This window comes from Flavobacterium microcysteis, assembly GCF_006385255.1.
Taxonomy (GTDB): Bacteria; Bacteroidota; Bacteroidia; order Flavobacteriales; family Flavobacteriaceae; genus Flavobacterium; species Flavobacterium microcysteis.
This window is the reverse complement of the sequence record NZ_VFJE01000050.1, coordinates 278214-303186: the sequence shown is the minus strand read 5'-3', so window position 1 is coordinate 303186 and position 24973 is coordinate 278214. Positions and strand designations below refer to the sequence as shown.

Below are 24973 nucleotides of genomic sequence, written 5' to 3'. Positions count from 1 at the left end.
GTGGCCAGACCTATACCGTTTACGTGAAAGACGCCAACGGTTGCGAGATCACGCCTCTGACCTTCACAATAAATGTGGGTGTGGACATACAGCCAACTGCGACGGTAGTTCCAAACTGTACCGCCAACGTACCAGGAAACACGGTAACCATAGGAGTAAATCCTGCTGTTGCTTCCCAAGTACAGTATTCATTGGACGGGGTAACCTATATTGCTTCCAACGTATTTACGAATGTGGCACCGGGAACACACACGGCTTACGTACAGCATACGAACGGATGTACCAAGACTGTTCCTTTCACTATCAATGTGCTACAGCCTGTTGTTGCAAATGCAAACGTGACAGCCAACGTATTGTGCTTCGGACAATCAACCGGAAGCATCCAGGTGACAGCCACGGGTGGAACAGGAACGATTGAATATGCAATATCGCCTGCCTTTACTTACGGAACTTCAAACACGTTCAATAACCTTGCAGCAGGAACTTATACCATCAGGGTAAAAGACAATATCGGTTGTGAAATCACACTGGCAAACATCACGGTAACCCAACCAGCGGCAGCTCTTTCAGCTACAGTTGGAGGAACGCACGAAATCTGTTTGGGTGAAAATAACGGTACGATAACCATAACGCCAGCAGGCGGAACAGCGCCTTACACCACAAGTCTGGATTCTAACAATCCTGCCGACTTTACTTCGACGCTGAACTATACCAACCTTAACGGAGGCCAGACTTATACTATCTATGTGAAAGATGCAAACGGTTGCCAGATTACACCGTTGACCTTCACAATAAACAGAGGTGTTGACATCCGACCAACGGCAACGGTAGTACCAAACTGTACCAACAACGTACCTGGAAACACGGTTACTATAAACGTAAATCCTGCTGTTGTTACACAAGTACAGTACTCATTGGACGGAATCAACTATGTTGCTTCCAACACGTTTACCAACCTTGCTCCTGGAAACCATACTGCTTTTGTGAAACACCTAAACGGGTGTGTGAAGCCGGTTACTTTCACCATCAATACGCTATTGCCTGTCGCTGCAAATGCAAACGTAACGGCTAACGTATTATGTTTTGGACAATCTACAGGTCGTATTCAAGTGACAGCCTCTGGAGGAACAGGAGTGTATCAATATGCGATTTCTCCTGCGTACAGCTACTCTTCTTCAAGTACATTTAACAATCTTGCTGCCGGAATATATTCCGTAAAAGTGAAAGATGTGAATGGTTGTGAAATCACGCTTACAAATATTACGGTAACACAGCCTGCGGCGGCTCTTACAGCAATCGTAACTGGAACACCGGAAACGTGTGACGGATTAGACAATGGTACTATAACAATAGTACCTTCAGGAGGAACGGCTCCGTATTACACAAGCCTTAATTCAAACAACCCTGCCAACTTTACAACGACACTGAACTACACCGGCTTAATAGGTGGAAGACAGTATACTGTATATGTAAAAGATGCCAACGGATGTCAGATTACTCCGGTAGTATTCCGTGTAAATGAGGGCTTAAATCTGCAACCTACTGCAGTTGTAGCCACAAATTGCAACGGTAATACACCAGGAAATACGGTAACAGTTTCTGTAAATCCTGCTGCTGTAAACGACGTACAGTATTCATTGGATGGAATTAATTATGTAAACTCCAATGTTTTCAACAACCTGCCTGTAGGCACACATACTATTTATGTGAAGCACACTAACGGTTGTACTAAAACAACATCGGTTAGGATCAATGCAGTAACACCTATTACTGCAAATGCAACAGCAGTTAATGCTACTTGTAATGGCCTGTCAAACGGACGAATTACTATAACAGCTTCAGGAGGAACTGGACCGCTACAATATGGAATTTCTCCGGATTTCAACCTTTCTTCAAGCAATGTATTCCAAAACCTTGCGGCAGGAAACTATATTGTTAGAGCTGTTGATTCTAAAGGCTGCTACAAAGAGGTAAACATTGCGGTAACAGAACCTAATGCGTTACTAGCAACTGCTATTGATGTTCTTCAGGAAATTTGTGTAGATGATGATAATGGTGCTATTGAAATTTCGGTAACCGGAGGAACAGCTCCTTATTCGACAAGTCTTTCTGAAAATGGTACTTACGTCCGAAATGAATTCTTATATGAGAATTTAGACGGAGGACAAACGTATACCATTTACGTAAAAGATGCGAAAGGTTGTACTACTTCTCTACAAGTAACCTTAGATGCTCCGATTGATATCGATGCAGATGAAAATATTGTCTACAACTGTAATGGAAATACTGTTACTATATCCGTAAATCCAAGTGTTGCCAATGATGTAACCTACACATTAGATGGTGGTACGCCACAGATAGGAAACATATTCACCGATCTTAGTAACGGACGTCACACGGTTGAAGTTTTTCATGCTTCTGCATGTACAGATACCGTTTCATTCTTCATCAGCAATGCAGTACCTGTAACTGTTACTCTCGCTGAAACCGGGCTTAACAAAATTACAGCAACGGCTTCGGGGGGAACAGGAAATTACACTTATACTTTTAACGGCTATGATAATGGCAGAAATAATGTATATGTTTTCTATCAATCCGGTGCTTATGAAGTTGTAGTGACTGACAGTAATGGCTGTGAAGCACGAGCTACCATCAACGTAGTTTTCGTCGACATCACGATTCCAAACGTAACGACTCCTAATGATGACGGTGACAATGACACTTGGTCGCCTGGTAACACGCAAAACTATCCGAACATTACTACTGACATTTTCGACAGATATGGAAGGAAGATTGCAACATTGAGACAAGGACAATCATGGGATGGAAGATACAACGGTACAGAATTGCCTTCGGGAGATTACTGGTACCTCATCAAACTTGGAAATCCGAATGACAACCGAGAATTTGTCGGAAACTTCACTATTTACAGATAAATGAGAAAAGCCGTTCCTATCGAAATGGATAGGAACGGTTTTAATTAAAGTGCCCCAAAAACAAATACAAAATGAAAAAAATATATCACCTTCTGTTGATTTTCTTGACAATACAGACATTGCATTCTCAAGAATTGTCGATACCTACCTTCACCCAATATCTGGCAGATAACCCGTTTGTTATTTCGCCATCATATGCAGGAATAGGCGACAATGTGAAGATTCGAATGAACGGCCTGACACAATGGGTTGGAGTTAAAGATGCCCCGGATATGCAATCGTTGGCAGCCGACATGAGGATTGCGGATAATTCAGGAATCGGAATATTTCTTTATAATGACAAAAACGGGAATACACGCCAATATGGAGGCAAGTTTTCGTTTGCACACCACCTTATTTTGGATAAATATTACGACCAATTCCTGTCTTTAGGTATTTCCTATAACCTAAACCAATTCCGACTTGAAATTGAAAATTTCAATGTTCCCGATATCGGCGTAAAAGATGACAGGGCTGTCATCAACCACAACTTTGATGTATCTGTATTATATCGTTTTCAGGATTTTTATTTTAGTTTCAATGCCAGTAACCTCCTAAATAAAAACCTGGACAAGTTCAATATCAATGAACCTGGAAAACTTCGAAATTATCAGTTTTATACCGGTTATGTCTTTAGAGAAAACCGAAACAGCGCCTTTGAAGTAGAGCCTTCTGCTTATGTACAATATTTCGAAAGTGATGGACGTTCCTCAACAGACCTGAATGTAAAACTACGTTGGAAAAACAATAATGACGATTATTATTGGGCCGGTTTAAGCTACCGTTTCCTGAATGACCAAATGATGGAACCTATAAACATAGGACCTATGGCAGGATTTAAAAAATCAAACTTTTACTTTGCCTATTCCTATCAGCTCACCACCAACGAGCTGCTGGCATACAACAGCGGTACGCATATGATTACACTTGGTCTTGATATTTTCCAAGGAGTAAGCAACTGTCCTTGTACTTTTTAAAGAATATATAACACATTGAAGAACGCAGGTCAATTGACCTGCGTTTCTTTTTTACCTAATTTAGCAGTTATCTTACTGCGCTTACCTACTCCCTATCCATTCTCTTATATAAGCCTTCAAAAACTAGCGCCACAAATAGTTTTTAGAATGGATATCTTCACAAAAGAGATACGAAGCAAAATCATGCGTGCCATCAAAAGCAAGGATACCAAAGAAGAACGACTTTTGGCTAAAGCATTATGGCGTCGTGGACACCGATACAGAAAACATGATAGGACTATTTTTGGAACTCCGGATCTTTCGTTCAAAAGGTATAGAATCGCCATTTTTGTTGATGGAGAATTCTTTCATGGCAAAGATTGGGAAAGTACACGAGAACGACTCGACACTAATAAAGAGTTTTGGATTGCCAAAATTGAAAGAAATAGAAATCGGGACAAAATCGTCAACGAATACCTAACCTCAAAAGGATGGATTGTACTCCGATTCTGGAGCAAAGATGTAAAAAGGAAACTATATACTACCGTCAGAACAATCGAAAAAGAAATTGAAAACATTCATAAAAGAATCTATTATAAAGATTCTCCTACTAAATAAAAAACCAACCGTAATTTTCCTATCTTTAAAATAAAAACACAGATGAAAAAAACAGTACTTCTCCTTTTTCTGATTGCAACCGTTACGGTCTACGGGCAAAAGAAACCAGCAGACAACCTGGAAAAAGAAAAAATCACAAAACTTCTGGATGAGTGGCATGCCGCCGCTGGCCGGGCTGATTTCGATGGTTATTTTGGTAAACTCACCGAAAACTCCATTTATATAGGAACTGACGCAACAGAAAACTGGAACAAAAAAGAATTCGAAGCTTTTGCCAAACCTTATTTTGATAAAGGAACAGCATGGGACTTCAAAGCTTTGGAAAGAAATATCTTTTTGAGCGATGACGGTAAACTCGCCTGGTTTGATGAGCTTTTGAATACCCAAATGAAAATATGCAGAGGCTCGGGTGTTCTGGAAAAAATAAACGGAAAATGGATGATTAGACACTATGTACTGTCTACAACTGTTCCAAATGATGTTATAGACGAAGTCATCAAGGTCAAAACACCAATTGAAGACAAGCTGATTGAAAGACTAAAGAAGAAATAAAAATAAATAAAAAAACCGTTGAAATTCAACGGTTTTTTTATTTGCTATATCCTATTTTGATAAATGTTCCAGCATATCTTTTGTCATGCTTTCCAAATCAAATTCATGTTTCCAGCCCCAATCTTTTCTTGCATACGAATCATCAATACTAGAAGGCCAGCTATCAGCAATTTTCTGTCTGAAATCGGGTTCATACGAAATTGAAAAATCAGGAATATGTTTTTTTATTTCGGCTGCAATTTCTTTTGGTGTAAAACTGATTCCAGCCAAATTATAAGAAGAACGGATTTTTATACTTTCTTTTGGCGCTTCCATAATGCTCATTGTTGCACGAATGGCATCATCCATATACATCATTGGCAATTCTGTGTTTTCAGATAGAAAACATTCGTATTTTTTATCGCTTAACGCTTTGTAGTAAATATCAACCGCATAATCTGTTGTACCACCTCCCGGAGGAGTCGACCAGCTGATTAATCCCGGATAACGGATGCTTCGAACGTCTACTCCAAAAATGTTATGGTAATATTCGCACCATCTTTCACCAGACTGCTTGCTGATTCCATAAACGGTAGAAGGTTCCATAACCGTATATTGAGGCGTATCGTCTTTTGGAGTTGTTGGTCCAAAAACCGCAATACTCGACGGCCAGAATATTTTTTTAATTTTCCCAGCCTTCGCCAAATTCAACACGTGAAAAAGAGAATTCATGTTCAAATCCCAGGCAAAAGCAGGGTTCTTTTCTGCAGTTGCAGAAAGCAAGGCAGCCATCAGATAAACATCTTCAATTTGGTATTTCTCAATTACGGTTTCTACCTGGTTAAAATCCAAGGCATTTACAACCTCAAACGGACCGGAATTTACAAATTCAGGACTTCCTTTTCGCACATCCGATGCGATTACAGCGTCCTTGCCGTATTGGCTACGAAGCTTTTTTGTCAACTCTGTTCCTATTTGGCCACAAGCCCCAATAATTAAGATTTTTGCATGCATTTCACCTGTTTTTTGTTGGACAAATATAACGATTTCGAAAAACAAATTTTGCTTTGGTCAGTTTGATTTCGGAATGAAATATGAAAGATTTGTGATTATTGCATAGCAAAAATCAGGATTTCACAATTTACAATTCGTAATCGTCTCATTAACTAATGATTATTCATTGGGCAAATCCTGAAATTTTAGTGAAGTTTTATGAATATGCCGTATCTAGCTCTCGTTTTCTTACACAATTGTTTGCTAACTTTGCATTTCAAAATTACTCTATGAAAATCTATTCCTATATCATGCTGGTTCTGTTTTGCTTTTTAGTTTCCTGTAAGGATGACGAAGCAGCCCGACTGGAAGCCAATGCAAAAGACACCAAAAAAAATGAGCAAATTTTTGCTTCTATAGACAAAGCGTGGAATTTTAATCCGCAGCCAATGAGTCCTGCAGTTGGGAGCATCATTCAGAATTGGAGCGAATGGCGACTTTTTATGACAGAACTGCAACAAAAGCCTAAAAGCTCTATTGGCGCTTTTCAGCAAAAGGCAAAAACATTGTCTCAAAAAGCCATGGATTTGAATAACCATATTCCGGCTGCTTTCGACAAGCCAGAAGTTAAGAGCCGTATCATGACGCTAATCACAAAAGTGCGCTCACTTGATTTGTTTATAAATCTAAACCAAATACAAGAGCAGAAAGTCATAAAGGCAATTCCTGAAGTCAATGAAGAAATTGCCTCATTGCAATCCCAAATGGAAGAAATTGTTAGAAAAAGCGAAATCCGCCTGGAAGACGGAGAAGCAGAAATGCTGCGTTCCATTGCAAAAGATTCCTTGCAAAAACCACAATCAAAACCAGAAAACCTTCCAAAACCAAGCAATACCACACAACAAGGAGGCATTACCCCAACCTTAAATCCAAAACAAAAAAGTCAATAGTACAATTTGAAACCGCATATTCTAAAAACATACGCCGGCAATCCAAAAATCAAGCAGATTTCTGAAAATCTTGCCGTAAGGGAAAACAAAATTCAGATCAAGGGTCTTATAGGATCTTCTCTTTCTTTTGTTGTGGCCTCATTGTTCGAAAAAAGCGAACTTCCATACCTTCTTATCCTTCAGGACAAGGAAGAAGCCGCTTATTACCTGAACGACTTAGAGCAGCTCATTGGTGAAGAAGATGTTCTTTTTTATCCGGGATCCTATCGTCGTCCCTACCAAATTGAAGAAACGGACAATGCCAGTGTCTTGCTTCGCGCCGAGGTTTTGAACAGAATCAATTCCAGAAAAAAACCGGCAGTTATCGTAACCTATCCGGAAGCACTTTTTGAAAAGGTAGTTACACGAAAAGAATTAGACAAAAACACACTTAAAGTTGCTGTAGGCGATCAAATCTCTATCGATTTTATAAACGAAGTATTATTCGAATACGAATTCAAACGTGTTGACTTTATTACTGAACCGGGAGAATTCTCAGTTCGTGGAGGTATTCTCGATGTATTCTCGTTTTCGAATGAAAATCCTTTCCGTATTGAATTTTTCGGAAACGAAGTAGACAGTATCCGAACTTTTGATGTTGAGACACAATTGTCTATCGAAAAGCAGAAAAAAATTACGATTATCCCGAATGTCGAAAACAAATTCTTTCAGGAAAATCGGGAAAGTTTTTTGAATTACATCAATGAAAAGACCGTTCTTTTTATCCAGAATACAGAACTTCTTTTTTCAAAGTTGGATCAGCTTTTTGGAAAGGCAAAAGAAATCTTTGGCTCAATGCAGTCAACCGTAAACCATATCGCTCCTGAAGAATTGTTCCTTAATCAGGAAGCCTTTATCAGAAAAGCATTGGATTTTACGATTGCTGAAGTTAGCTCGAGAGCTATTTTTAAAACGCAAAAGACATTCGAATTCCATATCCAGCCACAGCCTTCTTTCAATAAACAATTTGATTTATTGCTGAACAACCTCAACGATAATCACTTTAACGGATACAAAAATTTTATTTTCTGTTCCAATGAACAGCAGGCAAAACGTTTCCATGATATTTTTGAATCGTTGGATGAAGCCAATAGCGAAAACATACGGAAACAGTACCATACCATCGTTTTCCCTTTATACCAGGGATTCATCGATGAAGAAAACCAAATAGCCTGTTATACAGATCACCAGATTTTTGAACGTTACCATAAGTTCAGCATCAAAAACGGTTATTCTAAAAAACAGACCATTACCCTAAAAGAACTGAATACGCTTTCCGTTGGCGATTATGTAACCCATATTGACCATGGAATTGGGAAATTTGGAGGCTTGCAGAAAATTCAAGTCGAAGGAAAAACGCAGGAAGCTATTAAATTGGTCTATGCCGATAATGACATCGTATATGTAAGTATCCATTCCCTACATAAAATTTCGAAATTTAATGGAAAAGACGGAACTCCGCCAAAAATATACAAGCTGGGTTCTAATGCGTGGAAAATACTGAAGCAAAAAACCAAGGCCAGAGTAAAACACATTGCATTCAATCTTATCCAATTATATGCAAAACGAAGATTAGAAAAAGGATACCAATATGCTCCGGACAGTTATCTTCAAGCCGAATTGGAATCGTCGTTTATATATGAAGACACACCAGATCAGGTAAAAGCAACCCAAGAGGTCAAAGCCGATATGGAAAACGAACGACCGATGGACCGATTGGTTTGTGGTGATGTAGGTTTTGGAAAAACAGAAGTCGCTATCCGTGCCGCATTCAAAGCGGTGGACAATAGTAAGCAAGTTGCTATTTTAGTTCCGACAACAATTCTGGCTTTCCAGCACTTCAAGACTTTTTCAGAACGTTTAAAAGACATGCCGGTTACTGTCGGATACTTGAATCGATTCCGTACGGCAAAACAAAAAACCGAAACTTTAAAACAATTGGCTGAAGGCAAATTGGATATCATCATTGGTACGCACCAGCTTGTCAATAAAAATGTTGTATTCAAAGATTTGGGACTGCTTATCGTGGATGAAGAACAAAAATTTGGCGTCAACGTAAAAGATAAGCTAAAAACAATCGGTACCAATATCGATACGCTAACACTTACAGCAACACCAATACCGAGAACCTTACAGTTTTCGTTAATGGCAGCTCGAGATTTATCGGTTATCACAACACCTCCACCAAACCGCTATCCTATAGAAACACAGGTTGTACGATTTGGAGAAGAACTAATCCGTGATGCTATTTCTTATGAAATACAAAGAAACGGCCAGGTTTTCTTTATCAATAACCGTATTGAAAACATCAAGGAAATTGCCGGAATGATACAGCGCCTTGTTCCCGGAGCAAGAGTTGGTGTAGGTCACGGTCAGATGGATGGCAAAAAACTGGAAGAATTGATGCTTGCCTTTATGAATGGCGAATTTGATGTTCTGGTTGCCACAACCATCATTGAAAGTGGACTTGACGTTCCAAATGCCAATACAATATTCATCAACAATGCTAACAATTTCGGATTATCAGACCTGCACCAGATGCGTGGTCGTGTAGGACGAAGCAACAAAAAAGCATTTTGTTACTTTATCACGCCACCTTATTCTTCAATGACAGACGATGCTCGAAAGAGAATCCAGGCGTTGGAACAATTCAGCGAATTGGGAAGCGGATTCAACATTGCCATGAAAGATTTGGAAATCAGAGGTGCAGGAGATTTATTAGGCGGAGAACAAAGCGGTTTCATTAATGAAATTGGTTTTGAAACCTATCAAAAAATCATGAACGAAGCTATTGAGGAATTGAAAGAAAACGAGTTCAAGGATTTATACGAAGACGATAACAAAGGCACTGAAAAAGAATATGTAAAAGAAATCCAGATCGATTCTGATTTTGAACTCCTATTCCCTGACGAATACATCAATAACGTTTCCGAAAGGCTCAACCTGTATAATGAATTGAGCAATGTGAAAAATGAAGAAGAACTTTTGGCTTACGAAAAAAAGTTAATCGACAGATTCGGAGCTTTGCCAAAACAAGCCATCGCCTTGCTAAACAGCATCCGCATCAAATGGATTGCAACCCGTTTAGGAATAGAAAAGCTTGTACTGAAACAAGGCAAAATGGTAGCCTATTTTGTTTCAGACCAGCAATCAGAATATTACACATCAAACCAGTTCCATAAAGTATTGCAGTTTGTGCAACGCAACGGAAATCTTTGCAAGATGAAAGAGAAAGAAACCAAAAACGGCCTACGCCTTCTACTGACTTTTGAGAATGTCAAGTCGGTTAGGAAAGCTCTGGAATTGATGGAAATGATTTAAAAACAAAAAGCCGCTTATTAATAAGCGGCTTTTTGTTTATAGGCTTTTTAGGTCCTTGATAACTTTGAAGGCAACATCTACTTCATCTTCGCTCACAAGGATCGTAAATTCATAGGAAGTTGAGATTACTTCATTGACAATGATTCCTTCCCAGGCAAGACGCTGGAAAATAAAATAGTAAACGCCCGGTGTCGAAACGTTATCTTTAGGAAGTTTGACAGTAATCGATGCCAAATTTTCCCATTTGTGAAGCATTTTTTCGCCAACAAAATGTTTGTCGACCAAATGGCTCACGCTTTCACTGACCACAATATTGGTTTCGCTTACACCTCTTGAAGAAGTGTAAAAAATATCCGAATAGGTGTTGATTTCAGAAATCAGGCTAGCCTGCTTGTCTAAAATCTTATCAGAAACAGCGAAAGTAAAATCGGTAAGCGATGAACGTACCGTAATTTCGCCGATGCCTTTTAGAACTTTTAAGATTTTATGGTTTAACCTAAAATCTAAATCTTCCGAAAGACGTTTTAGAGCCATAACAACAGCTCCTTGTTTTACCTCTTTTCCTAATTCTTGTTTTAAATCGGGAAGCATATTTCTTGACAACGAAGTCAGATTTATGATTCCTTGAGACAAAGCGCTCAAGAGGAAAGGCTTTGTCTTGATGTAGTGCTCTACAACAGACGATATTGTTTTCATAATGGGTAAATTGGTGGTAATAGTTTTACAAACATACAATTTAAAAACAATTTGTTAAAAGCATAACCGTTAAAAATGTAAAAAAGCATCAATCAGATGCTTAATTGTGAAATTTTCTGCGTTTTTATGAATTGAGATGATGTCAAAGCGAACATTGACATCTAAATTTTTAACAATAACGTATTCATTGACGGCTTTTACTAAAAGCTGTATTTTTTTGGGCTTCACAAATTCCTGTGGCAATCCGAATTCTAGACTGGATCTTGTCTTGACCTCAACAATTGCAAGCACATCGTCTTTTAAGGCAATAATATCGACTTCCGCTTTTTGAAAAACCCAATTCGTTTCTAAAATTTTATAGCCTTCCTTTTGCAGGTACTCCGCTGCAAGTTGTTCACCCTGCTTTCCGAGTTCATTATGGACAGCCATGATCTATTCAAATTTCAAAACCGTTTCCTTGTCATTGACTTCCAATGTTACACTTTTTCCTAAAATCAAAGCACGGTTGTCTTTGATATGGCCAGCCGGAAAATTATAAGCGATTGGAATTTTAAGATCTTTTACAACATCTTCTATGATTTCAAGAGCATCTTTTCCCCAAGGAATATCATTGTCATTCATAGAAGTCATTCCGCCAACGATAATACCTTTCAGGCCGTCAAGCGAACCATTCCTTTTTAAGTTCATCATCATCCTGTCGATATGGTAAAGGTATTCGTCCAAATCTTCTATAAAAAGGATTTTCCCTTTCATATCAACCGCAGATTTAGACCCCTGAATACTGTATAAAACGGAAAGGTTTCCGCCTACCAGCTCGCCCTGAGCTTTTCCTTTTTTATTAAACGGATGGGTTGGGATATGATATTCCAGCTTTTCGCCAAACAATGCTTTTCGGAAAGATTCAATAGCCTCAGGAGTTGCGGTCTTGGCACTAATAGCCATAATAGCATGCAACGTACCTATATCCATATTGTTAATATGGCTGTGCATTACCGTCATATCGCTAAACCCTATAACCCATTTCGGTTTTTTCTTGAAGTTTGTAAAATTAATTCGGTCAACAATCCTTACGGTTCCATAACCGCCTTTTGCCGCCCAGATGGCTTTGATAGCTGGATTGTCCAGCATTTCCTGAAAATCGGTTGCACGTTGCCAGTCTGCTCCGGCTAATTGATTTTGCTCTTTACCAATCGTTTTGCCTATCACCACTTTGAGTCCCCAACTTTCCAGCAACTTAATTCCCGGTTCAATAGTAGCTAAATCAATTTTTCGGGCTGTGGCTAAAATGCCCACCGTATCTCCTTTTTTCAAATATTCTGGCATGACGAGTTTGTTTTGTGCGTGAAAGGTTAAGAAATGCAATAATGTTAGAGCAGTAAAAAATAGTTTTAATCGATTCGGCCTTTGCATAATGTCTGATTTCTGTTAAACAAATAAACAAATAAACGAGGTAATCTGCAAGTTAGGCACCTTGAAACCTATCGTTTTATCCTTTAGATTTGTAACACCATTTTAGGTATTTCAGCGCCAATAGATTATTTTTGCATACTTATTAGAGAAAATCCATGATACAAGATCCAAAAAGATATACGATTACGGCAGCTTTGCCATACACTAACGGACCTATACACATTGGCCACCTGGCAGGAGTATATGTTCCTTCAGACATCTATGCTCGTTTTCTGCGTATGCAAGGCCGCGATGTTGCCTTTATTTGCGGAAGCGACGAACACGGAGTTGCTATTTCAATGAAAGCAAAAAAAGAAGGAATCACGCCACAAGAAGTAATCGACAAATATCATACGCTGATCAAGAAATCTTTTGAAGATTTCGGAATTTCTTTTGATAACTATTCCAGAACATCGGCAAAAATTCATCATGATACAGCTTCTCAGTTTTTCAAGACTTTATATGATAAAGGTGATTTTATTGAAGAAGTAACGGAGCAGTTGTATGATGCAAAAGCCAATCAGTTTTTGGCGGACCGTTTTGTTATAGGAACCTGTCCAAAATGCGGTAATGAAGAAGCTTATGGCGACCAATGCGAAAGATGTGGTTCGTCGTTAAACGCTACGGATCTTATCAATCCAAAATCGACTATTACTGGTGAAACGCCAATCTTAAAATCGACAAAACACTGGTTCCTTCCTTTAGACAGATACGATGCTTTCTTGAGAGAATGGATTTTAGTAGGACATAAAAATGACTGGAAACCTAACGTTTATGGTCAGGTTAAATCATGGCTGGAAGACGGCTTAAAACCTCGTGCTGTTACGAGAGACTTAGATTGGGGAATTCCGGTTCCGGTTGAAGGTGCAGAAGGCAAAGTTTTATACGTATGGTTTGATGCGCCAATTGGCTATATCTCATCTACAAAAGAATGGGCACAACGTGAAGGAAAAGACTGGGAACCCTATTGGAAATCAGAAGATACGAAACTGGTACATTTTATCGGAAAAGATAATATCGTATTCCACTGCGTGATTTTCCCTGCAATGCTAAAAGCTGAAGGAAGCTATATTCTTCCGGATAATGTTCCTGCAAACGAATTCCTGAATTTGGAAGGAAATAAATTGTCAACTTCAAAAAACTGGGCTGTCTGGTTGCATGAATATTTGGAAGACTTCCCGGAAAAACAAGATGTATTGCGTTATGCACTAACATCCAATGCTCCGGAAACAAAAGACAATGACTTTACTTGGAAAGATTTCCAGGCAAGAAACAATAATGAATTGGTTGCGATTTTTGGAAATTTCATCAATCGTGTCGTGGTACTGACCAACAAATATTATGACGGAACAGTACCTCAACCAAATGAGTTTTCAGAGATCGACGAAGCTACCTTGACGGAGCTAAAAGCCTATCCGGCAGTAATTGCAAGTTCTGTTGAACGCTACCGTTTCAGAGAAGCATTAGGCGAACTGATGAATGTTGCCCGTCTTGGAAACAAATATCTGGCAGACGAAGAGCCTTGGAAAGTCATCAAAGACAATCCGGAAAGAGTAAAAACCCAGATGTATGTTGCCTTACAGATTGCAGGTGCGCTAAGCGTATTGGCAGAACCGTTCTTACCGTTCACAGCTCAAAAGCTGACACGCATTTTAAAAACAGAAAACAAGTTTTCTTGGGATACTATTTCTGAAAATTCAGACCTGATTCCATCTGGACATAAAATTGGCGAAGCCGAATTGCTTTTTGCAAAAATCGAAGACGAAGAAATACAAAAACAAGTAGATAAATTGGAAGCTACAAAAACAGCCAACAAAGCAGAAAACAAAAAAGCAGAACCTCAAAAAGATCTGATCCAATATGAGGATTTTGCAAAAATGGACTTGCGTGTTGGAACTATTCTTGAAGCAGAAAAAATGCCAAAGGCAAACAAACTCCTTGTTTTAAAAATAGACACAGGAATCGATATCAGGACTATTGTTTCTGGTATTGCCGAAAGCTTTTCTCCTGAAGAAATTATTGGAAAAAAAGTTACCGTTTTGGCCAATCTGACTCCAAGAAACCTACGTGGCGTTGAAAGCCAGGGAATGATTCTGATGACGACAAATCCGGAAGGAAAACTCGTTTTTGTAAATCCGGATGCTGAAGCTGGTAACGGAGAAACTATAAATTAATAAAATTCAATCTCTTTATTCCACTACCCTGGCAGGGTTTTAAACCCTGCCAGGGTAGTAAAAAAAGAAGAAAAAGGATTACCTAAAAAAATGAATATAAAAGTAATTGCTTTCGACGCAGACGATACCTTATTTGTAAACGAACCTTATTTTCAGGAGACAGAAGAAAAATTTTGTGCTCTGATGCAGGATTATTTATCACACCAGGGATTATCTCAGGAATTGTTTCGGGTAGAAATCCAGAACCTTTCCCTATATGGTTATGGAATCAAAGGATATATCCTTTCCATGATCGAAGCCGCAATGAAAATTTCAAACAAAACCATCAGTGTTGATGTGATTGAAAAAATAATTGAATACGGTAAAGAGTTACTTCAAAGACCTATAGAATTACTAGATGGTGTTGAAGAAACATTGCAAGCCTTGCACGGAAAATACAAACTAGTCGTTGCCACTAAAGGCGACCTACTTGACCAACGCCGTAAATTGCACAATTCAGGTTTGGGACATTATTTCCACCATATCGAAGTAATGTCAGACAAACAGGAAAAAGACTATCATGACTTGCTTAACCGATTAGAAATAAAACCGGAAGAATTTTTCATGATTGGGAATTCTTTAAAATCAGACGTACTGCCTGTATTGGGAATAGGCGGCCATGCCGTGCATATTCCTTTCCATACGACTTGGGCACATGAAAAAATTGACCATAAAGTAGAACACAAAAATTTTAAGGCTGTAGACAAGATTACTGAAGTCTTACCGCTTTTACTATAATTAAAATACAACAGCTCCAGTTTGCTGAAAAATAGAATGAAAACCAAATTAGACCTAAATACTTGGCCAAGAAAAGAACACTTTGAATTCTTCAGCAAATTTGAAGAACCATTTTTTGGAATAACCGCCACTATAGACTGTACAAAAGCTTACGAAACTGCTAAGAAAAAAGGCACTTCTTTCTTTTTGTACTACCTGCACAAAACTTTATCAGCAGTGAATTCTGTTGAGAATTTTCATTACAGAATTTCTGAAGGAGAAGTATACCGTTATGACAAGATCGATGCTTCACCTACATTAACACGTGATGACAATACGTTTGGTTTTTCATTGGTCGAATTTTTCCCTGATTTTGAAATTTTTGAAGCCAAGGCTAAAGAAGAAATCGAACGAGTAAGAAATACGCCCGGCCTATTTACAAGAAGCTTTGAAGCTGACAACCTGATTCATTTTTCTGCTATTCCTTGGGTTGATTTCACTTCTTTGTCACATGCTCGCAGCTTTTCTTTTCCCGACAGCTGTCCTAAAATTTCAATAGGAAAAATGGTTACGCATGATAATGGAAAAAGAACAATGTCAGTTTCCGTCCATGTTCATCATGGATTAATGGACGGTTTGCATGTTGGAGAATTCTTCAACAAGTTTCAAGAATTTATGGATTCTTAAACTGGTATTGTTTTTGAGCAGAAAGAAACTAAAAAACAACAGCTTATGAAAAAAATATTCCTTACGCTTTTTACTCTTTGCTGCATCAATCTTTCCTTCAGCCAGACACTGCTTGCCTCGCATCCTTTGGAACTAAAAAAGGCATCGAGCAACCACCAAATCATCAATGCTGTAAACAGCCAAAATCAGGTGTTTGCATTTGCATCAGATAAAGAAAAATTAAAAGTCCTGAAATTCAGCAATTCTTTGTTTTTTAAAGACAGTCTATCCGTAAGCCGTCCTGACAAAAGCTATGAGGCTATGGTAGGATTTAGTTTCGAAGACAATGGAAACCCATACCTGTATTGGTCTTCTGAAGACTACACTAAAATCCAGTCGTTGTATTTTGATTTCAACAACCACACCTCATCAACTGTCCCCTATCAGGTTTCTTTTAAAAATGAAGATATCCTTTCTGTCTTTAGCGAAAACAATTCCTTTTACATCCTATCGCTGATTCAAAAAGAAGACAAGCTGAAATTTTATTGCTTTAATAAAGGACAATTAGAAGAAAAAATCGTTGATTTCTCGTCCTTTAAATTCATCGATGAAAATGGAAAATCGTCAACCTTTTCTAAATTAGTCAAAGAAAATTCAATCGAAAAGATCGATACCCGCTCATCAAATCCTCTTTTCCAAAGTGTTTCTAAGATAAAATTTTATGTTACCGGAAAACAAATGATGCTCACTTTTGATTCGTCGAGCAGGACACAGCTTTTCGACATCGACCTTACTACGTTTGCCATAAACGAAAAAATAATCTCATCATTAGCCATAAAAGGAAATGGCGGCCAATCCAACTCTTATTTCCACAACAATAAATTATACCAGATTAGGGCTAATGGAGAAGAATTGGCAATAGCCGCAGTTGATATGACTACAGGTGAACAGCTGAAAAACTATACTGCCACCCCAAAAGATTCCATTTCATTTAGAAATTCTCCGCTCTATTCCCAGACCGGAAATCAAAGAGGACAGGAATTAAAAAACACTAAAAAGTTTTTCCAAAGGTTAAACAATTCTGATTTAGGAATTACCGTATATAAAACTCCTGCGGCTATCATGGTTACGGCTGGTGGCATACGAGATGTAAGCTCAACCGGAGGGATTCTTTTAGGATTATCAACGACCGTAGCGATGGCTGTTTCGGGGAGCTATTATTCTCCAGACGGCATATTTGACAGCGAAAATATGCAAACCATATATTTCGAAGGTCTGTTTGATGATAAATTCGAACATAAAAAAGGCCCTCAGCAAGGATTGGCTGTAGATTATATTTCACAGTTCCTGAATGAAAACAATGCTTCTCTCGTTTCTGTTTTTCCATATAAGGATTATTTTATCATGGGATATTACGATTCTAAAAAGAAAGAATATGCTTTGAGAAAATTTGAAGATTCTAATGACTGATCCTATTTAATGCTACCCATAGCTTTTCATCCCATATACAAACATCCTCTGCCAGATGGTCATCGTTTCCCAATGCTGAAGTACGAACTGCTTCCGCAACAATTGCTTCATGAAGGAATTGTCGTTGAAAGCGATTTTTTCACGCCGGGAATACCGGACTTACAATACATCCTGGCAGTTCATGATAAAGTATATGTTGACGAACTGATTAACCTTACATTAGAAGCAAGAGCAGCACGCAAAATAGGCTTTCCACTTTCTGCCGAACTGGTCGAACGCGAACTCCGGATTGCACAAGGCACAATATTGGGTTGTGAAAAAGCGCTACAGACCGGCATAGCCTTTAATATAGCCGGAGGAACGCATCACGCCTATTCAAATCGCGGTGAAGCTTTCTGCCTTTTAAACGATCAGGCTATTGGCGCACAATATCTTATAGATAAAAATCTGGCCTCAAAGATTCTTATTATCGACCTGGATGTCCATCAAGGCAATGGAACGGCTGAGATATTCCAAAACAACCCCAATGTTTTTACTTTTTCGGTTCATGGAAAATCCAATTATCCTTTCAAAAAGGAAACATCTGACCTGGATATTGCTTTGCCTGACAAGATCAGAGACGAGGAATACCTACGCATCATAAATGATACAGTTCCAAAATTAATCCAACTTGAAAAGCCAGACTTTATATTTTATCTGAGCGGAGTAGACATCTTAGATTCGGATAAGCTAGGAAAACTGGGATGTTCGATAGAAGGCTGTAAAAAAAGAGACGAAATCGTATTGTCTCTGTGCCACAAGCTTGGAATCCCTGTCCAATGCAGCATGGGTGGAGGTTATTCGCCAGAAATAAAAACTATTATCGAAGCCCATACAAATACCTATCGGGTTGCAAAAAATATTTTTTCATAAAAAAACCATCTCGCTTTTGAGATGGTTTTGAGGGAAATTAAATCTGGATGGCGCTTAAACACGTTTGTCTTTTCTTAATTTAATTGCACATCTGCATTATCTAAAAATTAGATGTTACTTACCTAACAACATAATTTCATTAATTGTAATTTCCGTGAAATATCGTTTCTCACCGTTTTTATCGTCATAACTTCTATGAGTCAGTTTGCCTTCAATTGCAATCTGGTCTCCTTTTGTAACATATTTTTCAATAATCTCTGCCGTCTTTCCCCAAGCTACTGCAGAATGCCATTGCGTATCTGTGACTTTCTCACCCTTGTCATTCGTGTAAGACTCATTGGTAGCCAATGTTAGCGAAGCTAATTTTTTTCCCCCATCAAAATTCTTGATTTCAGGATCCTTTCCGGTATGCCCTATAAGCTGTACTCTGTTTCTTAATGTATTCATGGCGTTTAAGGTTTAAATTATTCATCAAAATTAAATCTAGCTATGCGTTTTAGCTTAAAATCAAATATGCAACGTTTTGCTTAAATTATTCGGTATATACCCGTTTACTTTCGATTGTAAGCGGTTACAAACGCTTGTAAAGAGAAAAAATATGCGTAACTTTCGTGAAATGAATTTTTTATGCAGGCGGAAATTAATAAAGTTGAATTACGAAACTTACAGATAGAAGATTATAAGCAGCTCAAGACTTCCATGTTGCACGCTTATGATGAATTTGACGAACCTTATTGGGAAGAAAAGGAAATAGAGAAATTGCTTTCTCTTTTTCCGGAAGGACAGCTGGTCATATTGGTTGACGACAAGGTAGTGGGCTCAGCCCTTTCCATTCTCGTGAACTATAAAAAAGCTAGTTCCAATCATACTTACCAAAAGATTACGGGAAATTTTTCTTTTTCCACACACGATCCGGATGGAGAAGTTTTATATGGAATTGATGTCTTTATCGATCCGGCCTATCGTGGACTTAGGCTAGGCAGAAGGTTATACGATGCCCGTAAGGAATTGTGCGAAACCTTAAACCTGAAATCCATAATATTTGCCGGAAGGATTCCGAAATATTCCCAATATTCGGAAGAGATGAGTCCAAAAGAATATATCGATAAAGTAAGGATGAGTGAATTGTATGATCCGGTTCTTTCTTTTCAGCTAAGCAATGATTTCCACGTATTGAAAATCATGAAAAATTATCTTGAGGGCGATATTAGTTCTCAGGAATATGCTGTGCTTTTGGAATGGAATAATATTTATTATGAAAAAAGCCCTAAGCTTATCAATGTCAAAAAAAGCGTTATCAGACTCGGATTGGTGCAATGGCAAATGCGTCCGCTGGCAAATCTGGAAGCCCTTTTCGAGCAATCGGAATTTTTTATCGATGTTGTTTCAGGCTATAGCAGTGATTTTGTGCTATTCCCGGAACTGTTTATCGCTCCTTTGATGGCAGATTTCAACCATCTTTCGGAAGCGGATGCCATCAGGGAAATATCTCATTTTTGCGAACCGATTCGCAAGAAATTCCAGGAATTTGCCATTTCATATAACATCAATATTATTACCGGCAGCATGCCTTACATAGAAGATGGAAATCTCTATAATGTAGGATTTCTGTGTAAAAGAGACGGGACTTATGAAATGTATACCAAAATACATATCACTCCTAATGAAGTCCAATATTGGGGAATGAAAGGTGGTTCGGAAATCAGAACTTTTGATACGGACTGTGGTAAAATTGGTATCATGATTTGTTATGATGTAGAATTCCCTGAGTTATCAAGATTAATGGCTGATGAAGGAATGGAAATCCTTTTTGTTCCTTTCCTTACCGATACGCAAAATGCCTATACCCGCGTAAAATTTTGCGCTCAGGCCAGAGCTATCGAAAACGAATGTTATGTGGCCATAGCCGGATGCGTAGGCAATCTTCCGAAGGTAAACAACATGGACATCCAATATGCGCAAGCAGCCGTCTTCACTCCTTCTGATTTTGCCTTTCCTTCTAACGGAATCAAGGCTGAAGCTACTCCAAATACAGAAATGACTCTTATTGCTGATGTTGATCTCGACCTGCTAAAAAAACTGCATGAACAGGGAAGTGTCAGGATATTAAAAGACAGACGTGACGATTTATATAAAATTAAAAAGCTGAAATAGAAAAAAATTTCTGATGTTTGTGTAAGAAAAAGATGTAGAGCCTCCCACAAAAATTCTTGCCGTTAAAAAGTATAGAATTTCCATGCCTTTTTATTAAATACCATACCATAAAGAAGATAAATTATGCCAAAATCATGTTTAGAATGTAGGGAGAGGATTACAGGTCGTGAAGACAAAAAGTTCTGTAATGACGCATGCAGGAATGCATATAATAACAAAATAAATAAAGATTCGAATAATTTAATGCGCAACATTAACAACAAGTTACGCAAAAATTACAGAATTTTATCGGGAATAAATTCTGATGGCAAAACGAAGATTTCACGGTCAAGATTACTGATTAAGGGTTTTGAGTTTGAATTTTTTACAAGTGCATTGCCAACAGAAACCGGAAATACCTACTATTTCCTATATGACCAAGCTTATTTGCCTATAGAAAATGATTCTTATATAGTAGTTAAGAAAGAATATTTAACACCACCCAAATAATCTCAACTGAATGAAAAAAAGATATAATTCCCTTATTTCTGCCTTGCTTGTTGCAGGAATCATCTATGGGGTTTTCTTTGCAATGATGCCCCAAAACGTTGCCGAAGAAGAAGTCCCTCTAACGGAATTCTCTACAAAAAGAGCTCTTGAGCAAGTTGCCACTATAGCAAAAGCACCACATTATGTTGGTTCTGAAAATCATAAGACCGTTGCCTCCCTTCTTGAGAAAGAACTTCAAAAAATGGGACTGGAAACGTCAACGCAGGAAGGATATACCTTGACAGAATGGGGAAATCTGGCAAAATCAAAAAATATTCTTGCCCGGATTAAAGGTTCAAACAACTCCAAAGCACTGATGCTCTTATCGCATTATGACAGTGCTCCGCATTCTTCTTCTCTCGGTGCGGGTGATGATGCTTCCGGAATTGCTACCATCTTAGAAAGTGTCAGGGCTTTTCTAGCCAATAAAGCAGCCAATAAAAACGACATCATTATTTTGTTTTCTGATGCAGAAGAGCTGGGCTTAAACGGAGCCGCTCTTTTCGTAACCGGACATCCTTGGGCGAAAGAAGTAGGTCTTGTCCTGAATCTTGAAGCAAGAGGAAGTGCCGGACCATCCTATATGTTGATGGAAACCAATGAAGGAAACGCATCTATGGTTAGAGAATTTACAAAAGCGAATCCTGGCTTCCCTGTTTCAAACTCTCTGATGTACAGCATTTATAAAATGCTTCCAAACGACACGGATCTGACTGTTTTCAGGGAAGAAGGAAAAATCCAGGGATTTAACTTTGCGTTTATTGACGACCATTTTAATTATCATACACAGCAGGATGACATCCAGCATTTGAGCCACACAACTTTAGCGCACCAAGGCACTTATATTGTTCCGTTGCTCAATTATTTCGCTAATGCTGATTTAAATACGCTCAACAGCAGCGACGATCATGTTTATTTCAACACTCCTTTTTACTTTGTAAGCTATCCTTTTTCCTGGAATTTTATCTTAGTCACTATTGCCGGAGCACTTTTCATTTTTATTGTGTTTATCGGTATAGGAAAAAGAACCTTATCAATAAAAGAAATAGGGCGAGGCTTTGCTCCGTTCTTTGCCTCTCTCCTGATTTCTGGCGCTGCCGCTTTCTTGGGATGGAAAGTCCTGAATCAGTTCTATCCTCAATACAAAGACATTCTACACGGATTTACCTATAATGGCCATTATTATATCGGCTTTTTTGTATTTATCAGCTTGGCAATCAGTTTTGCTTTCTATAAAAAATACTATTTCGAAAACCAGGCTATGAATTTTTCCATAGCGCCTATGTTTATATGGATTTTGATAAACATAGCCCTAGCAATTTACCTTCCGGGAGCAGGATTCTTTATAATCCCTGTTTTTTGTTCCCTTATCATGCTAGCGTATTTTGTAATTACTCAGAAAAAGAGCTGGATACTGAACCTTATTCTCAGCATTCCGGCTTTTATAATTTTTGTCCCGTTTATCACCACATTCCCAATCGGATTAGGACTAAAACTACTAGCCGGAAGTGCGGTACTGACCGTTTTGGTTTTTACACTGCTATTGCCTGTTTTTGGTTACTATCCGAAAAAAGGAATTTGGGCCTCGGCAATGCTATTGATTGCTGTAGGCTTTTTTATAAAAGCACATCTAGATTCCGGTTATGAGCCAGGAAAGGCAAAACCAAATAGTCTCTTGTATGTCTATGATGGTGATACCAACAAAGCATTATGGGTGACTTATGACGAAAATCTCGACAGTTGGACGAAAGGATATTTGGGAGAGAAACCTTCAGATGCAAAACAGCTGGAACCTTATAACCTATTTAGCAAATACGATTCAAAATTCACTTATTCTAATACGGCTCCGGCTAAAGAACTGGAAGAACCTACTATCCAATTTCTTCGTGATACTGTAATTGGAACTCAAAGGCATCTTAAAATAAAAATCAGTCCTAACCGAAAGGTGAACCGCTATGATATTTTTGCACATGAGAATCTTACTTTCCATAACCTGAGAGCCAATGGTGTAAAACACATCAACCAAAAAGGCTCTGCTTTCAAGAGAAAAGGAAGAAAGCTTTTGAGCTATTATGTGACGGATAACGAACCTTTGGAATTGCAGTTCAGTATTGCTTCAAAAGCGGTACTTGACATGGATTTGATGGAGTCTTCTTTTGACCTGATGAGTAACAAAATGTTCAGCATTGCAAAACGTGAAAACTGGATGATGCCAACTCCTTTTGTGCTAAATGACGCTGTAGTCATAAAGCAGAAAATAAAACCTAATTTCAGAAAGGAAATCGTTCCTGAACAACTGTTAGACAGTTTAGAACAACAGCCAACAAACCTGGAAATCAACGCCAATGCCGCAAATTAGCATATTAGGTTGCGGCTGGCTAGGATTGCCTTTGGCTAAGGCGTTCCTAGAGAAAGGATTTTCAGTAAACGGCTCTACAACTTCCGAAAACAAACTTACTATTCTGGAAAATTCCGGGATAAAGCCTTTTTTGGTTGCTGTAAGTTCTGAAGGAATTCAAGGAAATCTGAACGGTTTTTTGAGTGATTCCGAAATACTGATTATTGATATTCCTCCAAAACTGAAAGGCGATACGAATGAAAATTTTGTAGCAAAAATTCAGAATTTGGTTTTGGAAATTGAGAAATATTCCATCAAAAAAGTACTTTTTATAAGTTCAACATCGGTATATACTGATACGGAAAACATTCCCGTTATCACAGAAGAAGATATTCCAAATCCTGATACCGAAAGTGGCAGACAGCTTTTTGAATCTGAAAACCTCTTATTAAATAATCCTAAATTCAACACTACCGTTTTGCGTTTTGGTGGATTGATAGGCGAAGACCGCCATCCGATAAAATTTCTTTCAGGCAGAGAAAATATTGAAAACCCAAATGGCCCCATAAACCTTATCCATCAGAAAGATTGTATTGGGATTATTTTAAAAATTATTGAAAAAGATAGTTGGAATACGGTTTTCAATGCAGTGGCTTCTATTCATCCAAGCAGAAAAGAATATTATACTCAAAAAGCAGAAAGCCTTGGTTTGGAGTTACCAAAATTCAATGCTGAAAAAAAATCAGTTGGAAAGATTATCGACAGCAATAAACTAGAAGTGGTTTTGGACTATAAATTTAACGGGATATGAAAAAAAGTCTTTTGTTTTTCTAATGTCAGGATTAGTCCTTTTTATCATTAGCTGTAATGATAAATTGCCTCTTAAACAAAACGAAAAAGAAGCCTATATTATTTCAAAAAGAGACAGCATACAAAATTTATCTTCTAAAATTGAGTATGGCCATTATGGAACTGCCAATTTTATTCTTGCTGATACAAACAAAGTTTACTTTTATGAAAATTATTCTTGTTTGGCAGCATGCGCTCCTCCTAAAGATAATCGTCCAATATTCATTGGCTTAGACACAAGAGATATAATACAGTTACCCGCAGCAAGTATTGAAGAATTTATTGACTTAAATTTTAGTCGGAAAACATTTCAAATTATTTCTGTTGCGTCCTATACCGATACTGTAAAATCGCCCATTTTAGAAAAAATGCTGTCTGCTTTTGCAAAAAAAAGAATCCCAAAATTTCTTGTCCGTAGGACAACTTTAGAGGAAGAAATTGTTCTTTACCATAAAACCCACAATTTGGCCTACCTACCCTATGAAGTTGAGTGGGATACGACACGTATAAATTTTGAATCGAAAGAAGACGTAAAAAACATATTGAAGAAAAGTCAGGAAAAGTTTAAAAAATAAAAAATCCCAAGTTCACACTTGGG

21 protein-coding genes are annotated in these 24973 nt (G+C 38.1%); 16 read left to right on the top strand and 5 right to left on the bottom strand.

Features of this window, described 5'->3' with window-relative positions; all coding sequences use genetic code 11:
• The 4 genes from FJA49_RS04090 to FJA49_RS04075 all read left to right on the top strand — a co-directional run.
• On the top strand, positions 1–2936 hold a 2936-nt coding region (locus FJA49_RS04090), incomplete at its 5' end, for a T9SS type B sorting domain-containing protein (protein ID WP_139999128.1).
• Positions 2937–3007: 71 nt separating this feature from the next.
• Positions 3008–3952, top strand: coding sequence for a PorP/SprF family type IX secretion system membrane protein (locus FJA49_RS04085; RefSeq protein WP_139999126.1), 945 nt, complete (start codon positions 3008–3010; stop codon positions 3950–3952).
• A 147-nt stretch (positions 3953–4099) separates the two neighbouring features.
• Complete coding sequence (locus tag FJA49_RS04080; RefSeq protein WP_139999124.1) at positions 4100–4549, top strand: very short patch repair endonuclease; 450 nt, start codon at positions 4100–4102, stop codon at positions 4547–4549.
• Positions 4550–4591: 42 nt separating this feature from the next.
• Positions 4592–5101, top strand: coding sequence for a nuclear transport factor 2 family protein (locus FJA49_RS04075; protein ID WP_139999122.1), 510 nt, complete (start codon positions 4592–4594; stop codon positions 5099–5101).
• Between the two features lie 51 nt (positions 5102–5152).
• On the opposite strand, the gene FJA49_RS04070 is transcribed toward FJA49_RS04075, so the two are convergent.
• Complete coding sequence (locus FJA49_RS04070) at positions 5153–6094, bottom strand: L-threonine 3-dehydrogenase (protein ID WP_139999120.1); 942 nt, start codon at positions 6092–6094, stop codon at positions 5153–5155.
• Positions 6095–6363: 269 nt separating this feature from the next.
• On the opposite strand from FJA49_RS04070, the gene FJA49_RS04065 reads away from it, so the two are divergent.
• Both FJA49_RS04065 and mfd read left to right on the top strand, forming a co-directional pair.
• Positions 6364–7023 carry a hypothetical protein gene (locus FJA49_RS04065; RefSeq protein ID WP_139999118.1) on the top strand — a complete coding sequence of 220 codons (660 nt, stop codon included), beginning with the start codon at positions 6364–6366 and terminating at the stop codon, positions 7021–7023.
• Positions 7024–7071: 48 nt separating this feature from the next.
• The gene (gene mfd / locus FJA49_RS04060; protein WP_394344078.1) at positions 7072–10383 is read left to right on the top strand and encodes a transcription-repair coupling factor; all 3312 of its coding nucleotides are present in this window, start codon (positions 7072–7074) and stop codon (positions 10381–10383) included.
• A gap of 36 nt (positions 10384–10419) precedes the next feature.
• Here the strand turns inward: mfd and FJA49_RS04055 are convergent, their stop codons facing one another.
• From FJA49_RS04055 to FJA49_RS04045, 3 genes are all read right to left on the bottom strand, one after another.
• A complete protein-coding gene (locus tag FJA49_RS04055) occupies positions 10420–11079 on the bottom strand; it encodes an aspartate kinase (protein ID WP_056067355.1) in 660 nt (219 codons plus the stop codon).
• A 69-nt stretch (positions 11080–11148) separates the two neighbouring features.
• Positions 11149–11508, bottom strand: a complete 360-nt coding sequence (locus FJA49_RS04050; RefSeq protein ID WP_139999114.1) for a YraN family protein — start codon at positions 11506–11508, stop codon at positions 11149–11151.
• A gap of 3 nt (positions 11509–11511) precedes the next feature.
• Positions 11512–12402 carry a S66 peptidase family protein gene (locus tag FJA49_RS04045; RefSeq protein WP_233590065.1) on the bottom strand — a complete coding sequence of 297 codons (891 nt, stop codon included), beginning with the start codon at positions 12400–12402 and terminating at the stop codon, positions 11512–11514.
• A 242-nt stretch (positions 12403–12644) separates the two neighbouring features.
• On the opposite strand from FJA49_RS04045, the gene metG reads away from it, so the two are divergent.
• From metG to FJA49_RS04020, 5 genes are all read left to right on the top strand, one after another.
• Positions 12645–14702, top strand: coding sequence for a methionine--tRNA ligase (gene metG, locus FJA49_RS04040; RefSeq protein ID WP_139999110.1), 2058 nt, complete (start codon positions 12645–12647; stop codon positions 14700–14702).
• 90 nt (positions 14703–14792) lie between these two features.
• Positions 14793–15479, top strand: coding sequence for an HAD family hydrolase (locus FJA49_RS04035; protein WP_139999108.1), 687 nt, complete (start codon positions 14793–14795; stop codon positions 15477–15479).
• A 36-nt stretch (positions 15480–15515) separates the two neighbouring features.
• Positions 15516–16145 carry a chloramphenicol acetyltransferase gene (locus FJA49_RS04030; RefSeq protein ID WP_139999106.1) on the top strand — a complete coding sequence of 210 codons (630 nt, stop codon included), beginning with the start codon at positions 15516–15518 and terminating at the stop codon, positions 16143–16145.
• A 45-nt stretch (positions 16146–16190) separates the two neighbouring features.
• Positions 16191–17594 carry a hypothetical protein gene (locus FJA49_RS04025; RefSeq protein ID WP_139999104.1) on the top strand — a complete coding sequence of 468 codons (1404 nt, stop codon included), beginning with the start codon at positions 16191–16193 and terminating at the stop codon, positions 17592–17594.
• Between the two features lie 9 nt (positions 17595–17603).
• Complete coding sequence (locus FJA49_RS04020) at positions 17604–18506, top strand: histone deacetylase family protein (RefSeq protein ID WP_139999102.1); 903 nt, start codon at positions 17604–17606, stop codon at positions 18504–18506.
• Positions 18507–18620: 114 nt separating this feature from the next.
• On the opposite strand, the gene FJA49_RS04015 is transcribed toward FJA49_RS04020, so the two are convergent.
• Entirely contained in the window at positions 18621–18953 is a 333-nt protein-coding gene (locus tag FJA49_RS04015) for a single-stranded DNA-binding protein (protein WP_139999100.1), read from the bottom strand.
• Positions 18954–19133: 180 nt separating this feature from the next.
• On the opposite strand from FJA49_RS04015, the gene FJA49_RS04010 reads away from it, so the two are divergent.
• The 5 genes from FJA49_RS04010 to FJA49_RS03990 all read left to right on the top strand — a co-directional run bounded on the left by FJA49_RS04010 (position 19134) and on the right by FJA49_RS03990 (position 24950).
• Positions 19134–20660, top strand: a complete 1527-nt coding sequence (locus tag FJA49_RS04010; protein ID WP_139999098.1) for a bifunctional GNAT family N-acetyltransferase/carbon-nitrogen hydrolase family protein — start codon at positions 19134–19136, stop codon at positions 20658–20660.
• Positions 20661–20783: 123 nt separating this feature from the next.
• Positions 20784–21149 (top strand): hypothetical protein, encoded by a 366-nt coding sequence (locus FJA49_RS04005; RefSeq protein ID WP_139999096.1) that lies wholly within the window; start codon positions 20784–20786, stop codon positions 21147–21149.
• A gap of 10 nt (positions 21150–21159) precedes the next feature.
• Positions 21160–23547, top strand: a complete 2388-nt coding sequence (locus FJA49_RS04000) for a M28 family peptidase (protein WP_233590064.1) — start codon at positions 21160–21162, stop codon at positions 23545–23547.
• Entirely contained in the window at positions 23534–24337 is an 804-nt protein-coding gene (locus tag FJA49_RS03995) for an SDR family oxidoreductase (RefSeq protein WP_139999094.1), read from the top strand. The genes FJA49_RS04000 and FJA49_RS03995 overlap by 14 nt, the downstream gene beginning before the upstream one ends.
• Before the next feature lie 22 nt (positions 24338–24359).
• Complete coding sequence (locus FJA49_RS03990) at positions 24360–24950, top strand: hypothetical protein (protein ID WP_139999092.1); 591 nt, start codon at positions 24360–24362, stop codon at positions 24948–24950.
• Positions 24951–24973: the final 23 nt, after the last annotated feature.